15 protein-coding genes are annotated in these 13,232 nt (G+C 67.2%); 9 read left to right on the top strand and 6 right to left on the bottom strand.

Features of this window, described 5'->3' with window-relative positions; translation table 11 throughout:
* Positions 1-57 precede the first annotated feature (57 nt).
* Both moaB and G481_RS0112770 read right to left on the bottom strand, forming a co-directional pair.
* Positions 58-600 (bottom strand): molybdenum cofactor biosynthesis protein B, encoded by a 543-nt coding sequence (moaB, locus tag G481_RS0112775; protein ID WP_028030389.1) that lies wholly within the window; start codon positions 598-600, stop codon positions 58-60.
* Positions 597-1,376 (bottom strand): uracil-DNA glycosylase, encoded by a 780-nt coding sequence (locus G481_RS0112770; protein ID WP_245594966.1) that lies wholly within the window; start codon positions 1,374-1,376, stop codon positions 597-599. Before G481_RS0112770 ends, moaB begins: the two co-directional genes overlap by 4 nt.
* Before the next feature lie 219 nt (positions 1,377-1,595).
* On the opposite strand from G481_RS0112770, the gene G481_RS0112765 reads away from it, so the two are divergent.
* The 6 genes from G481_RS0112765 (at position 1,596) to G481_RS0112735 (ending at position 5,973) form a co-directional block, all read left to right on the top strand.
* A complete protein-coding gene (locus G481_RS0112765; RefSeq protein ID WP_028030387.1) occupies positions 1,596-2,561 on the top strand; it encodes an aspartate carbamoyltransferase catalytic subunit in 966 nt (321 codons plus the stop codon).
* A 105-nt stretch (positions 2,562-2,666) separates the two neighbouring features.
* Complete coding sequence (locus G481_RS0112755) at positions 2,667-3,104, top strand: hypothetical protein (protein WP_051294516.1); 438 nt, start codon at positions 2,667-2,669, stop codon at positions 3,102-3,104.
* Positions 3,101-3,631 carry a hypothetical protein gene (locus tag G481_RS0112750; RefSeq protein ID WP_028030385.1) on the top strand — a complete coding sequence of 177 codons (531 nt, stop codon included), beginning with the start codon at positions 3,101-3,103 and terminating at the stop codon, positions 3,629-3,631. Before G481_RS0112755 ends, G481_RS0112750 begins: the two co-directional genes overlap by 4 nt.
* Complete coding sequence (pyrC, locus tag G481_RS0112745; protein ID WP_028030384.1) at positions 3,628-4,905, top strand: dihydroorotase; 1,278 nt, start codon at positions 3,628-3,630, stop codon at positions 4,903-4,905. The genes G481_RS0112750 and pyrC overlap by 4 nt, the downstream gene beginning before the upstream one ends.
* Positions 4,898-5,503, top strand: coding sequence for a glycerol-3-phosphate 1-O-acyltransferase PlsY (gene plsY, locus G481_RS0112740; RefSeq protein WP_028030383.1), 606 nt, complete (start codon positions 4,898-4,900; stop codon positions 5,501-5,503). The genes pyrC and plsY overlap by 8 nt, the downstream gene beginning before the upstream one ends.
* Positions 5,500-5,973, top strand: a complete 474-nt coding sequence (locus G481_RS0112735; protein WP_028030382.1) for a GNAT family N-acetyltransferase — start codon at positions 5,500-5,502, stop codon at positions 5,971-5,973. The genes plsY and G481_RS0112735 overlap by 4 nt, the downstream gene beginning before the upstream one ends.
* Positions 5,974-6,069: 96 nt before the next feature.
* Here G481_RS0112735 and deoD read toward each other — a convergent pair whose 3' ends face one another.
* A complete protein-coding gene (gene deoD, locus G481_RS0112730; RefSeq protein ID WP_028030381.1) occupies positions 6,070-6,774 on the bottom strand; it encodes a purine-nucleoside phosphorylase in 705 nt (234 codons plus the stop codon).
* 102 nt (positions 6,775-6,876) lie between these two features.
* Between deoD and G481_RS23730 the strand changes: the two genes are divergently transcribed.
* On the top strand, positions 6,877-7,812 hold the full coding sequence (locus G481_RS23730) for a LysR family transcriptional regulator (RefSeq protein ID WP_084450900.1): 936 nt from the start codon (positions 6,877-6,879) through the stop codon (positions 7,810-7,812).
* On the top strand, positions 7,809-8,741 hold the full coding sequence (locus G481_RS23725; RefSeq protein ID WP_051294515.1) for a DMT family transporter: 933 nt from the start codon (positions 7,809-7,811) through the stop codon (positions 8,739-8,741). Before G481_RS23730 ends, G481_RS23725 begins: the two co-directional genes overlap by 4 nt.
* Here G481_RS23725 and map read toward each other — a convergent pair.
* On the bottom strand, positions 8,698-9,522 hold the full coding sequence (gene map / locus G481_RS0112715) for a type I methionyl aminopeptidase (protein WP_028030380.1): 825 nt from the start codon (positions 9,520-9,522) through the stop codon (positions 8,698-8,700). The genes G481_RS23725 and map overlap by 44 nt on opposite strands.
* A 233-nt stretch (positions 9,523-9,755) precedes the next feature.
* Here map and G481_RS23720 point away from each other — a divergent pair, with 233 nt between their 5' ends.
* Entirely contained in the window at positions 9,756-10,553 is a 798-nt protein-coding gene (locus G481_RS23720; RefSeq protein WP_051294514.1) for a tyrosine-protein phosphatase, read from the top strand.
* Between the two features lie 6 nt (positions 10,554-10,559).
* Here the strand turns inward: G481_RS23720 and G481_RS23715 are convergent, their stop codons facing one another.
* Together G481_RS23715 and ttcA are read right to left on the bottom strand one after the other, a co-directional pair.
* A complete protein-coding gene (locus G481_RS23715; RefSeq protein ID WP_035025986.1) occupies positions 10,560-12,080 on the bottom strand; it encodes a GGDEF domain-containing phosphodiesterase in 1,521 nt (506 codons plus the stop codon).
* A 67-nt stretch (positions 12,081-12,147) separates the two neighbouring features.
* Positions 12,148-13,032, bottom strand: a complete 885-nt coding sequence (gene ttcA, locus G481_RS0112700; protein ID WP_028030379.1) for a tRNA 2-thiocytidine(32) synthetase TtcA — start codon at positions 13,030-13,032, stop codon at positions 12,148-12,150.
* Positions 13,033-13,232 lie beyond the last annotated feature (200 nt).

Here is a 13,232-nt window from a genome sequence, read left to right as displayed (position 1 = left end):
CCGGCCATCAGCCAAAGGCGCCTTGTCGTGATACGCAGGAGACGCGCAGATCCGTCACTATTTTCTGCGACGATGTTCATCCAGCCGCGGAAATATCTCGACAAAGTTACAGGGGCGGTGCCGGTAATCCAGCTGCCAGCGCAGGATCTCGTCCCAGGCATCGCGGCAGGCGCCGGGGCTGCCGGGCAGGGCGAACAGATAGGTGCCGCCCGCAACGCCCCCTGTGGCCCGGCTTTGCACCGCCGAGGTGCCGATCTTCTGCATCGAGACCATGGTAAAGACCGTGCCGAAGGCCTCGATCTCCTTCTCATAGACATCGCGGTGCGCCTCGACCGTCACGTCGCGCCCTGTCAGCCCGGTCCCGCCGGTCGAAAGGATCACGTCGATCTCGGGATCGGCGATCCAGTGATGCAACTGCACCGTGATGGCGGCGCGGTCGTCGCGGCAGATCGCCCGCGCGGCCAGCTTGTGCCCCGCACCGACCAGCCGCTCGACCAGCGTATCGCCGGATTTGTCGTCGCCCTCCGTGCGGGTGTCAGAGACCGTCAGCACCGCGATGCGGACGGGAATGAACTCGCGGCTCTCGTCAATGCGGCTCATCGGCCCCTCAATCTGTCTTGCAGGCTTAGCAGATCAGCCCAGCTGTCGCGCTTGGCATAGGGATTGCGCAGCAGATAGGCCGGGTGAAGCATGGGCAGGGCAGGGCGGCCGGCAGTTTCCGTCCAGCGCCCGCGCAGCTTGGTGATGCCGCGCTGGCCCAGCAGCGCCTGGCAGGAATGGTTGCCCACCAGCACCAGCAAGTCCGGCGCCGCCAGTTCGATATGCCGGCGCACAAAGGGTTGCATCATGGCGATCTCGGCCGGCTCGGGGTCGCGGTTGCCAGGCGGACGCCACGGCAGGACATTGGTGATATAGACCGCGCGCTCCATGTCGGGGGCATGGCGATCGAGGCCGATCGCGGCCAGCATCCGGTCCAGCAACTGCCCCGCCCGCCCGACAAAGGGCTTGCCCTGCCGGTCCTCGTCGGCGCCCGGTGCCTCGCCCACGATCATCACCCGGGCACCCGCCCGGCCATCGCAAAAGACGAAGTTGCGCGCACCCTTCTTCAACTCGCAATGCGCGAAGCCGGATTGCAGCTCGGCCAGATGGTCCAGCGAACTGGCCTGCGCGGCCAGCTGACGCGCCTCGGCCACCGGATCGACCTTGGCCGGCTCGGGCGGCGGCTCGGCCGCGGGCCTGGGGCGGGCGGCCACCACCGGCGCCGCGCGCGCGGCCTCGGCCAGGGCGAATCGGTCCACCGGCCCGTCACCGATCCATTCATCGGCGCCAAGCTCGGCCTGCCAGTCCAGCAGCGCCGCGATCACACGGGGGTCCATCCCAAGACTCATGCCGCAGACCATAGGCCAAGCCGCGCCCGGTTGGAACGGGTCTGCACCGGCTGCCCATTCATCTGTCCCCAAATATCCCGGGGGGAGTCCGGCCCTGGCCGGACGGGGGGCTGGCCCCCCGACCCACCCCTCGACCCAGAACGCCGCCTTGCCCGCCGGGCGCCGCGCGCCTATAAGCAGCCCGTCCGGTCAGAAGGGGGTCCGCCGATGTCGTTCCGTCAACGCCATCTTCTTGGAATCGAGCCACTGGCCCCGTCCGAGATTGTCTCGGTCCTTGATCTGGCCGACCGCTATGTCGATCTGAACCGCCGCACGGTCAAACAATCCGACGCGCTGGCCGGGCTGACCCAGATCAACATGTTCTTCGAGAACTCGACCCGCACCCAGGCCAGTTTCGAACTGGCCGGCAAGCGGCTGGGCGCCGATGTGATGAACATGGCGGTCGCGCAATCCTCGGTCAAAAAGGGCGAGACGCTGATCGACACCGCCCTGACACTGAACGCCATGCACCCCGATCTGCTGGTCGTGCGGCACCAGAACTCGGGCGCAGTCGATCTGCTGGCGCAAAAGGTGAACTGCGCCGTCATCAACGCGGGCGACGGCAAGCACGAACACCCGACCCAGGCCCTGCTCGATGCGCTGACCATCCGCCGCGCCAAGGGGCGCATCCAGCGCCTGACCATTGCGATCTGCGGCGATGTTGCCCATTCCCGCGTCGCCCGGTCGAACCTGATCCTGCTGGGCAAGATGGAAAACCGCCTGCGCCTTGTCGGCCCACCCACGCTGATGCCCGCCGGGTTCTCGGAACTTGGCGCCGAGGTCTATGATGACATGAACGAAGGGCTGAAGGACGCCGATGTCGTCATGATGCTGCGGCTTCAGAAGGAACGCATGGACGGCGGCTTCATCCCGTCGGAACGCGAATATTACCACCGCTATGGGCTGGATGCCGAAAAGCTGGCAGTGGCGAAACCCGATGCCATCGTCATGCACCCCGGCCCGATGAACCGCGGGGTCGAAATCGACGGCGAGATTGCCGACGATATCAACCGCTCGGTGATTCAGGAACAGGTGGAAATGGGCGTCGCCGTCCGCATGGCCTGCATGGATCTGCTGGCGCGCAACCTGCGGGCCGAACGCGGGCGTCAGGCGGTGGAAGGCACCTATGTCTGAGCCGCCCCGCAAACGCCGGTCCGATGCTGCCATGTCCGGCATGATCGCCACCGCCGCGCTGGCCGTGATTGCCGTTGTGACCATCCTGTTCGTCTGGATCGGCGGATGAGCGGCCCGGCGTTGCAAGGCGGGCTTGAGCCTGAGCCGGGCGAAACCGTTCTGGCCGAATTCCGTGCCGACCGCGTTGCCTATTGGCGCGGCCATCTGGTCATGGCGGTTCTGGGCGGCGCGCTGGCGGGTCTGGCGCTGCTGGCCATGGGCAACGGCACGCCCTGGGTCGGCCCGTTGGGCGCGGCGCTGGCGGTTGGCGTGCGCGGCGCCTATCTGGCGTCCGAGGTGCTGGGCCTGCGCTGGCAGCTGACCGACCGGCGGCTGATCCTGCCGGGCGGGCGCGCCTTTCGCCTGCGCGACATCGTGACGGTGCGCAAGTTTCTGGGCGATGTGCAGGTGATCACCCGTCAGGGCGACAAGCACCTGATCAAGTATCAGCCCGATGCCGCCGCAGTCATCGCGGCCATCGACCGCGCAAGGGCCGCCGCATGAGCGGACAGGCGAACAGCTGGGACGGCATCCTTGACCCGGACGAGCGGATCGTGTGGCAGGGTCAGCCCGATGCCCGGTTCCGGTTCGGCCTGACCGATCTGATCATGGGCGCCTTCGGCCTGGCCTTTGCCGGTTTCGCACTGTTCTGGATGATCATGGCCTCGCACGCGGGCGGGTTCTTCTGGATGTTCGGGCTGATCCATTTTGCGGTCGGCCTTGGCATCGCGGTCGGCAAGCCGGTCGGGTCGTGGTGGATGCGCCGGCACAGTTTCTATTCGCTGTCGAACAAACGGGCGTTCATCGCCTCGGACTATCCGATTCGCGGCCGGCAGCTGCGGATATGGGAAATCGGGCCTGACTCGCCGATCCAGCTGATCGATGGCGATCCGCAGACGGTCAATTTCGCAACCGAACAGCGCCGCACCGCCAAGGGCGGAACGACGACCCGCGATATCGGGTTCGAGGGCATTCACGACGGGCGCAAGGTCATCGGCCTGATCCGCGCCATCCAGAGGGGGGCGGCATGATGCTGCATTTCACCAACGCACGGCTGATCTGCCCGGAAACCGGCACGGATGAACCCGGCACCCTGACCGTGGCCAATGGCACCATCCTGGCCCGCGATGCGGCCGCCCCGGCAGGCGCGACCATCGTCGATTGCGGCGGCAAGTGCCTTGCCCCCGGCATCGTCGACTGGGGCGTCAAGATCGGCGAGCCGGGCGAGCGGCACCGCGAATCCTTCCGCTCGGCCGGCCTCGCAGCAGCGGCAGGCGGGGTCACCACCCTCATCGCCCGGCCCGACACCAACCCGCCGATCGACACGCCCGAAGTGCTGGAATTCGTCACCCGCCGCGCACGCGAGGCAGCGCCGGTCCGCATCCGCCACATGGCCGCGCTGACCAAGGGCCGGCACGGCCGCGAGATGACCGAGATCGGCTTTCTGATGGATGCCGGCGCCATCGCGTTCACCGACGCCGATCATGTCCCGACCGATACCAAGGTGCTGTCCCGCGCCTTCACCTATGCGCGCAGCCTTGGCGCGCTGGTGGTCGGCCATCCGCAGGAACCCGTGCTGTCCAAGGGCGCGGCGGCCACCAGCGGCAAGTTTGCGTCCCTGCGCGGCCTGCCCGCCGTTTCCCCGCTGGCCGAGCGCATGGGCCTGGACCGCGACCTTGCGCTGGTGGAAATGACTTGCGTGCGCTACCACGCCGACCAGATCACCAGTGCCCGCGCCTTGCCGCCGCTGGAGCGGGCCAAGGCCAACGGGTTCGATGTGACGGCGGGGGTGTCGGTCCACCATGTCACGCTGAACGAATTCGACGTGGGCGACTATCGCACCTTCTTCAAGCTGACCCCGCCCCTGCGGTCCGAGGATGACCGCCTGGCGGTGGTCGAGGCGCTGGCCTCGGGGCTGATCGACGTGCTGTGTTCCATGCACACCCCGGCGGACGAGGAATCGAAACGCCTGCCCTTCGAGGAAGCCGCCCCCGGCGCCGTGGCGCTGGAAACCTTCCTGCCGGCGGCCCTGCGGCTGTTCCATGCCGGGGCGATGGATTTGCCGGGCCTGTTCCGCGCCATGTCGCTGAACCCGGCGCGCCGCCTTGGCCTGCCCTTCGGCCGTCTGGCGGCTGATGCGCCGGCCGATCTGGTGCTGTTCGACCCCCACGCGCCTTTCGTGCTGGACCGCTTCAAGCTGCGGTCGAAATCGAAGAATACCCCCTTTGACGGGGCCAGGATGCAAGGCAAGGTTCTGGGCACCTGGGTTGCCGGGAACCGGGTCTTCGGAGGGGACAATGCCTGAGATCGTCACATCGCTGCCGCTGCTCGCCCTGACGGCGGTCCTGGGCTATCTGCTGGGCTCGGTTCCCTTTGGCCTTGTGATGGCGCGGGCCTTTGGTCTGGGCGATCTGCGCAAGATCGGGTCGGGCAATATCGGCGCCACCAACGTTCTGCGCACGGGCAACAAGCTGGCAGCCTTTCTGACGCTGGTGCTGGATGCAGGCAAGGGCGGCATCGCCGTCCTGCTGGCGCGCGGACTGCTGGCCGAGGATGCGGCGCAACTGGCGGGGGTGGCGGCGTTTCTGGGGCATCTGTTCCCGCTCTGGCTGGGGTTCAAGGGCGGCAAGGGGGTCGCGACCTTCCTTGGCACGCTGCTGGCGCTGTCGTTTCCCGTCGGTCTGGCGGCCTGTGCGCTGTGGCTGGTGACGGCGGCTGTCAGCCGCATCTCCTCGCTGTCGGCGCTGGTCGCGGCGGTCCTGTCGCCGCTGGCGGCCTGGCTCTTGGGTCAGCCGCAGCTGATGGCGCTGACCATCGTTCTGGCGCTGATCATCCTTGAACGGCACAAGGCGAACATCCGCCGCCTGCTGGCGGGCCAGGAACCCCGGATCGGCAAGAAATGACCCTCACGGTCCGGCGGATCGACCCGGCCGACGATTTCGCGGCGCTGCTCGCGCTGATCCTGCATGCCTTCGCCTATATGGACGGGGTGATCGACCCGCCGTCTTCGGCTCATCGCCTGACGGTCGACAGCCTGCGCCAGAAGGCGGCCGATGAAATCGGGCTGGCGGCGTTTGAAGGCGGCACCCTTGTCGGCTGCGCCTTTCTGCGCCCGGAACCGGGCGGGTTCTATCTGGGCAAGCTGGCGGTCGATCCGGCATGGCAGGGCCACGGCGTCGGCCGGTACCTGTTGGCCAAGGCCGAAGCCATCGCCCGCGCTGAAGGGGCGGCCCACCTGCGGCTGGAAACCCGCGCCGAGCTGACGGGCAACCATGCCCGCTTTGCCGCCTGGGGGTTCACCAGATCAGGCGAAAGCCGCCACGCCGGGTTTACCCGCACCACGACCATCGAAATGACCAAGCCGCTGGCCTGATCTTTCGCCTTGATCCAAATATCCTCGGGGGTTTCTCAAGGGGGCAGACGGCCCCCTTGAGCGGGGGTCCGGGGGCTGGCCCCCGGCAGCCCCGCTTCAGGCGAACGCGGCCTCCAGCGCCAGTTCCACCATTGCGCCAAAGCCGGTTTCCCGCTCGGCCGAACTGGTCTGCGCGCCGGTCACGATATGATCCGACACCGTCAGGATCGCCAGCGCCTTGCGGCCATGGCGGGCGGCCAGCATGTAAAGCTCTGCCGCCTCCATCTCGACCGCCAGCGTGCCGTGGCGCTGCAACTGGCGGGTCAGATCCTCGCGCTCGTCATAGAACGTGTCCGAGGAATAGACCCCGCCCACATGCACCCGCGCCCGCCGCTGCAGCGCCGCCGCATGGGCGGCCGCCAGCAGCCCGAAATCCGCGACGGGGGCAAAGTTCATCTCGCCGAACAGGCTGCGCGAGGGGCTGCCCAGCGTGCTGCACGCCTGCGCCAGCACGATGTCGCGCAGCTGCACGCTGTCCTGCAGGGCCCCGGCGCTGCCAATGCGGATCAGGCGCTGCGCGCCATAGTCGCGGATCAGCTCGTTCGCATAGATCGAGATCGACGGCATCCCCATGCCATGCGCCTGGATCGTGACCCGGTGCCCGCGCCAGCGCCCGGTATAGCCCAGCATCCCCCGGACCTCGTTCACCAGCTCGGCATCTTCCAGATAGGTTTGCGCCGCCCACCGCGCGCGATAGGGATCGCCCGGCATCAGCACCGTTTCCGCGATCTGCCCAGGCCGGGCCCCGATATGAATCGTCATGTCACCAATCCTTGACCAAGCGGTCAAAATACAGACTGCAGCGCCCAAGTTAAAGCCCCGCTTCCCCTTGCAGCGACCAAATTCGCAGGCCAAGCTTGAAGCATGGCAAAGACAGACGGGGTCGCGATCTTGGACAGCTGGGACGAAGTGCGCACGGCATGGCAGGTGGCGCGTCTGGGAACCGTCTCGGGCGCCGCCGAGGTGCTGGGCGTGCACCATGCAACGGTGATCCGCCATATCGACGCGCTGGAAAAACGCTTGGGCGCCAAGCTGTTCCAGCGCCATTCCCGCGGCTACACCCCGACCGAGGCGGGGCGTGACCTGCTGAAGGTGGCCGAAGCGGCCGCGGATCAGTTCGGCCAGCTGGCGGGACGCATCCGGGGGCAGGGCGCCGAGGTGGCAGGCGATCTGGTGGTGACCTCGATCATCGGAATGGCCTCGTTGCTGGTGCCGGTCCTGGCCAGCTTTCAGCAGCGCCACCCGCAGGTCAGCGTGCGGTTTCTGACCGATTCCCGCCTGTTCCGGCTGGAATATGGCGAGGCGCATGTGGCGATTCGCGCGGGTGCGGTGCCGGACGATCCGGACAACGTGGTGCAATCCTTCGGCGGGATCGAATCCGCGCTCTATGCCTCGCGCAGCTATGCCGAGGCGCATGGGCTGCCGCAGGGGCCCGAAGGTTTTGTCCGTCACCGCTTTGTCGGGGTCGAGGGCGATCATTCCCGCGCGCCCTATCATCGCTGGATGGCCCAGCATGTCGACCCCGATCTTGTCACCTTTCGCGGCACGGAATCGGCTGCGATCTTCGAGGCGATCCGGGCCGGCATGGGCCTTGGCTTCATCTCGCTGGACGAGGCCGCATCCTGCCCCGATCTGGTCCAGGTCATGCCGCCGCGTCAGGAATGGAACGCGCCGCTGTGGCTGGTGACCCATGTCGATCTGCACCGCACGCCCAAGGTTCAGGCGTTCCTCAGCCATCTCAAGGCGGAATCGCGCGACTGGATCGGCGCGGGCCCGTCGGTTCTGGCAGGCAGGGGATGAAGGCGTTGACCCCGCAGGCGCAAGGGCATCTGGCGATGCTGGCGTTTTCGGCGCTGGTCGCGGGCTCGTTCAGCCTTGGCTCGCGCGTGGCGAACCAGATCGACCCGGCGGCGCTGACCCAGATGCGGTTTCTGATCGCCGCAATCGGCATGGCGGTGCTGGCCGCGATGGGGCCCGGCTTTCGCCCGGCCCATTTCCGCGCGCCATGGCGCTGGGCGCTGTTGGGCGGGATTTACGCCATCTACTTCGTGCTGATGCTCGAAGGGCTCAAGACCGCAAGTTCGGTCGCCACGGCGGCGGTCTTTACCCTGTCGCCGCTGCTGTCGGCCGGGTTCGGCTGGCTGCTGCTGCGCCAGGTGACGACGCCGCGGATGGCGCTGGCGATTGCCGTGGGGGCATCAGGGGCGTTGTGGGTGATCTTTCGCGCCGATCTGGCCGCGCTCTTGCGGTTCGTGGTCGGCCGGGGCGAGGTGATCTATTTCATCGGCTGCATCTTTCACGCGGCCCTGCCCGCCGCGATGCGCCTGACCAGCCGCGGAGAGCCGCAGCTGGTCGCCACCACGCTGCTGCTGACCGGCGGGTTTGTCGCGCTGCTGCCCTGGGGGATCGGGCCGGTTCTGGCGACCGACTGGGCCGCATTGCCGCCGCTGGTCTGGGCCACGCTGGCCTATCTGGCGCTGATCGCCTCGGGCGCCACGGCGTTCTTGCTGGCATGGGCCAGTCACCGGCTGCCAGGGGCCAAGGTCATGGCCTATACCTATCTGGTCCCGACCTGGGTGATCTGCTGGGAACTGGCGCTGGGCGGCAACCCGCCGCCCGCCATGGTGCTGGTGGGGATCGGCCTGACGGTGCTGGCGCTGGTGCTGCTGCTGAAGGACGAAACCGTCAGTCCATTGCCGCGCGGAACAGGCCAGCCGGGGAAAGGGTAAAGATCTCGACCCCGTCCTCGGTCACGCCGACCGAATGTTCGTATTGCGCCGACAGCGACTTGTCGCGCGTCACGGCCGTCCAGCCATCGGACAGTTCCTTGGTTTCCGGCCGGCCCAGATTCACCATCGGCTCGATGGTGAAGAACATGCCAGGCTCCAGCACCGGACCGCTGCCCGCGCGGCCATAGTGCAGCACGTTCGGCGGTGCGTGGAACACCCGGCCAAGGCCATGACCGCAGAAGTCGCGCACCACGCTCATGTGGTGGGCCTCGACATAGGTCTGGATGGCATTGCCGATGTCGCCAAAGGTGTTGCCGGGTTTGACCGCAGCAATGCCCTTCATCAGGCAGTCATGGGTGACTTCCACCAGGCGCCGTGCCTTGACGCCCAGGCTGCCGGCCACATACATCCGGCTGCTGTCACCGAACCAGCCATCGACGATGACCGTCACGTCGATGTTCAGGATGTCGCCGTTGCCCAGCACCTTGGGGCCGGGGATGCCATGGCAGACCACATGGTTGACCGAGATGCACGAGGCATGGCGATAGGGGTCACGCCCCGGCGGCGTATAGCCGATGGTGGCGCTGGTCGCGCCCTTGGCCGTGACACGTTCCGCGATGAAGGCATCCAGCGCCTCGGTCGCGACGCCAGGCTGCACCAGAGGCCCGACCTCGTCGAGGATCTCGGCCGCGATGCGTCCCGCCTCGCGCATTCCGGCAAAGTCCGATTGATCGTAAATGCGGATCCCGTCGCGCGTGACCCGACCGCGCTTGTCGTCCATCGCTTGGTCCCATTCCAGATTATGGGTCCTAGATAGTCCGGTTTCGCGCCCTTGGCCAGACCTGCATCCTGCTGCCCGAACGCATTTGGCATCTGCCCAAGCGCAGCAATCCTGCACGTCAGGCGGGAATCACTTGAGTTTTGGGCAATTCTGAATAGCATTATGGCATCTTTAAGGCGAAAAGACGCGACAATGTGGCCGAATTTGGCCGCATATGTGACAGGAGTTGCCGCATGAATACCCAGGTATCGATTCCGCTGCAGGTGCCGCAGCGCCAGTTGTTGCAGCCAGAGACGTTTCCACAGTTCCTGAACTTCCGCAGCCTTGCCGGGTTGGTTGGCGATGGCGGGCGCCGGATTCGCGCGGGGCGGCTGTTCCGCTCGGGCGGTTTTGACCAGCTCAGCGATGCGGGGGCCGATACGCTGCAATGGCTGGGCCTTGGCTCGGTCTGCGATCTGCGTAGCGTGGGCGAACACAAGAAGTTCCCCTCGCCCCTGCCGGCGGCCGGCTTCCCGCTGGCCATGGCTGCCCCCGAAAGCGACCCGTCCGAGGCGACGCGCGTTGTCGGTGATCCGAATGCCACCCCGCAAGATGTGCGCGCCGCGATGTTCGAGGTCTATTCCGGGATGCCCAGCCGCTTTGCCACCTCGCTGCGCGCGGTGTTCGATGCGGCGCTCAGCTGCCGCGGCGGCCTGCTGGTGCAATGCGCCATCGGCAAGGACCGGACGGGCGTTGCCGTGGCGCTGCTGCTGGCGGCGCTTGGCGTTCCGCGTGAGGAGATTCTGGCCGACTACACCGCCAGCAACCGGGCGCGCGATGCGATCTTTGATGCGATGGCCGCCCGCAACCCGGGGCGCGAGCCTCCGCCAGCCGAATTGCTTGCACCGCTGCTGGCTGCCGATCCGGATTATCTGCGGGCCTTCTGGGCGCGGCTGGATGTCGATTACGGCGGCGAGGCGGGCTATCTGGTGTCGGGCCTTGGTCTGGGCGCCGATGCGATTGGATCCTTGCGCGCGCGCTGGCTGATCTGATCGGCGTCAGGCCGGGCCACTGTTCCCGGCCTGCCAGACAATCCGGGTCCGCGCCTGGTGCGCGGACAGCCAGGCAAGCGTCTGTTCCTGGGGCATCGGGCGACCGATGCCAAAGCCTTGAACATGGCCGCAGCCAAGCTGGGCGAGCAGGGTGTATTCGCTGCGCGTCTCTACCCCCTCGGCCAGCGTATCAAGGCCCAGCCGTTCCGCCATCGACAGGATGGCGGCGACGATGCGCTGTTGTTCGGGGTCTTCGTCGATGCGGGCTACAAACGAGCGGTCGATCTTCAGCCGATGCACGGCAAATCGCCGGATATTGGTGATCGAGGTATGGCCGGTGCCGAAATCGTCCAGGTCGATCCGGCACCCCAGCCGCGCCAGCGCGGTGATGTTGCGCACCGCCACATCGGCATCGCCTGTGGCCATCACGGTTTCCAGCACCTCGACCGACAGCCGGTCCGGCGTCAGGTCGAAACGGTCGAGTTCCCATTTCAGCTTGTCGGCCAGCCGCGGATTGCGCAGCTCGTCGTTCGAGAAGTTGACCCCGACCGACGGCACCCGCACCCCGGCCTTGTCCCAACGGGTCAGGGCGGCGAAGGCGTGAAACACCATCACCTCTGACAGCCGCTCGGAAAGCCCGGCTTCGGCGATCTGGGGCAGGAATTCCGCCGGAGAGATGACCCCGCGATCGGGGTGGTGCCAGCGCGCCAGCGCCTCGACCCCCGAAACATCGCCGGTGTCAGCCCGGATCTGCGGCTGGAACCATGCCTGTATCTGCCCGCTGTCCAGCGCGGCCTCCAGCTCGGCGCGGCGGGCATCGCGGTCGGCGCGTTTGCGGGCCATGCCGGGGGCATAGGCGCGCAGGGCGCCGGGGCCATGGCGCTGCGCCTCGTCCGCGGCGACCTGCGCGGCATCCAGCAGCGCGGCGGCCCCCGCCCGTCCGGCGCGGGCGCCAAGGCAGAAGCCGGCCGAACAGGTCAGCAACAGCCGCTTGCCCCCGATGGCCACCGGCTCGGCCGCGATCCCCTGCAACCGGGCTGCGATCTGGACCGCCGTTTCCAGATCCAGCCGACGGACCGGCGCCAGCGCGACGGCAAAGCCGCCGCCGTCCAGCGGCAGAACCGAATCCCCGGGCCGCAGCGCATCGGCGATTCGCTCGCCAATGCGCCGGATCACTTCGGATTGGGTGGCGCGGCCGTGGCGGTCCAGCAGCGTGGCCGTATCGTCGAATTGCAAGACGATGCAGGCGGTTCCCAACCCCTCGGCATCCGAGACGATCAGATGCTCGTCCAGGTCGGTCAGGAACCTGTGGCGCGAAAAGGCCGCCCCCGTCTGCCCCCCGCCGGGCCGCTGCATCAGCGATCCAGCCGCCACCGCCAGCAGGGTAAGGCCAAGAACACCGCCCACCAGCCCCCGTTCCCCCCCCAGCCAATAGGCCAGCAAGGACAAAAGCGGCCCGGCCAGCAAAAGGCCAGGGGCGAATCGCATCAATGCGGGCAGTCGGCGAAGGTTGGTGCGCAGTGGCATATCGGCGTCCCTGTCGGCGCCGGCAGATCCGGCCCGGTCAGGCTAGACGGACATGCTCACCAGTTCCTTAAGGCTCGCCCTTGAGTTGCGGCGGATTTTCCTCAGATTGCGCGGGTTCCGCGCCACTCTCGCGCCGGGCAAGGCCCAGAAAGTCGAACAGCGCGGGGTCCGGCAGATGCGAGGGGCGGGCGTTCATCAGCGCGCGGAACATGATGTTGCGCCGCCCCGGCGTGCGGCGCTCCCATTCGTCCAGGATCCCCTTGACCTGCATGCGTTGCAGGCCGTCCTGGCTGCCGCACAGATCGCACGGAATGACCGGATAGTTCATGGCGCGGGAAAAGCGGTCGCAATCAGCCTCGGCCACAAAGGCCAGCGGGCGATAGACGAACAGATCGCCCTCTTCGTTCAGCAGCTTGGGCGGCATGGTTGCCAGCCGTCCGCCGTGAAAGAGGTTCATGAAGAAGGTTTCCAGAATGTCATCGCGGTGATGGCCCAGCACGACGGCAGAGCACCCTTCCTCGCGCGCGATGCGATAGAGGTTGCCGCGCCGCAGCCGCGAACACAGCGCGCAATAGGTGCGGCCTTGCGGAACCTTGTCGACGACGATCGAATAGGTGTCCTGATATTCGATCCGGTGCGGAACGCCCATCCGGGTCAGGAAATCCGGCAGGACGGTCGCGGGAAAGCCCGGCTGCCCCTGATCCAGGTTGCACGCCAGCAGATCGACCGGCAGAAGTCCGCGCCATTTCAGCTCGTGCAGGATGGCAAGCATGGTGTAGCTGTCCTTGCCCCCCGACAGGCAGACCAGCCAGCGTCCGCCCGGTTCGACCATGCCATAGGTCTCGATGGCGGATCGCACCTCCTGCACCAGCCGCTTGCGCAGCTTGCGGAATTCGGTGGATTTCGGTGCACCGTAGAACAGGGGGTGAATGTCGTCGGCTTGATCGAGCATCGCGGCCTCGTGGCGGAACGGGGGCGGTATGCCAGAAAGCGGCGCCCGTGCCTAGGTCCGGTCGGCATTCGCTCCTGATTGGCGTTGGCCTGTCTGGCCTGTGGGGGAAAGGGGGCCGTCTGCCCCCTCTGCGCGCAAGCGCGCATTCACCCCCGAGGATATTTGGATCAAGGCGAAAGACAGAAGCGGCTGGCCCCCTG

The sequence above is a fragment of the Gemmobacter nectariphilus DSM 15620 genome, from assembly GCF_000429765.1.
In the GTDB taxonomy this organism is placed as follows: Bacteria; Pseudomonadota; Alphaproteobacteria; order Rhodobacterales; family Rhodobacteraceae; genus Wagnerdoeblera; species Wagnerdoeblera nectariphila.
Note: the sequence above shows the minus strand (reverse complement) of the source record. Positions and strands in the feature narration are given on the sequence as shown.

Coding starts and splice junctions, on each gene's coding strand:
- moaB (WP_028030389.1), bottom strand. CDS start 600: ATGAGCCGCATTGACGAGAGCCGCGAGTTCATTCCCGTCCGCATCGCG.
- G481_RS0112770 (WP_245594966.1), bottom strand. CDS start 1,376: ATGGACCCCCGTGTGATCGCGGCGCTGCTGGACTGGCAGGCCGAGCTT.
- G481_RS0112765 (WP_028030387.1), top strand. CDS start 1,596: ATGTCGTTCCGTCAACGCCATCTTCTTGGAATCGAGCCACTGGCCCCG.
- G481_RS0112755 (WP_051294516.1), top strand. CDS start 2,667: ATGAGCGGCCCGGCGTTGCAAGGCGGGCTTGAGCCTGAGCCGGGCGAA.
- G481_RS0112750 (WP_028030385.1), top strand. CDS start 3,101: ATGAGCGGACAGGCGAACAGCTGGGACGGCATCCTTGACCCGGACGAG.
- pyrC (WP_028030384.1), top strand. CDS start 3,628: ATGATGCTGCATTTCACCAACGCACGGCTGATCTGCCCGGAAACCGGC.
- plsY (WP_028030383.1), top strand. CDS start 4,898: ATGCCTGAGATCGTCACATCGCTGCCGCTGCTCGCCCTGACGGCGGTC.
- G481_RS0112735 (WP_028030382.1), top strand. CDS start 5,500: ATGACCCTCACGGTCCGGCGGATCGACCCGGCCGACGATTTCGCGGCG.
- deoD (WP_028030381.1), bottom strand. CDS start 6,774: ATGACGATTCATATCGGGGCCCGGCCTGGGCAGATCGCGGAAACGGTG.
- G481_RS23730 (WP_084450900.1), top strand. CDS start 6,877: ATGGCAAAGACAGACGGGGTCGCGATCTTGGACAGCTGGGACGAAGTG.
- G481_RS23725 (WP_051294515.1), top strand. CDS start 7,809: ATGAAGGCGTTGACCCCGCAGGCGCAAGGGCATCTGGCGATGCTGGCG.
- map (WP_028030380.1), bottom strand. CDS start 9,522: ATGGACGACAAGCGCGGTCGGGTCACGCGCGACGGGATCCGCATTTAC.
- G481_RS23720 (WP_051294514.1), top strand. CDS start 9,756: ATGAATACCCAGGTATCGATTCCGCTGCAGGTGCCGCAGCGCCAGTTG.
- G481_RS23715 (WP_035025986.1), bottom strand. CDS start 12,080: ATGCCACTGCGCACCAACCTTCGCCGACTGCCCGCATTGATGCGATTC.
- ttcA (WP_028030379.1), bottom strand. CDS start 13,032: ATGCTCGATCAAGCCGACGACATTCACCCCCTGTTCTACGGTGCACCG.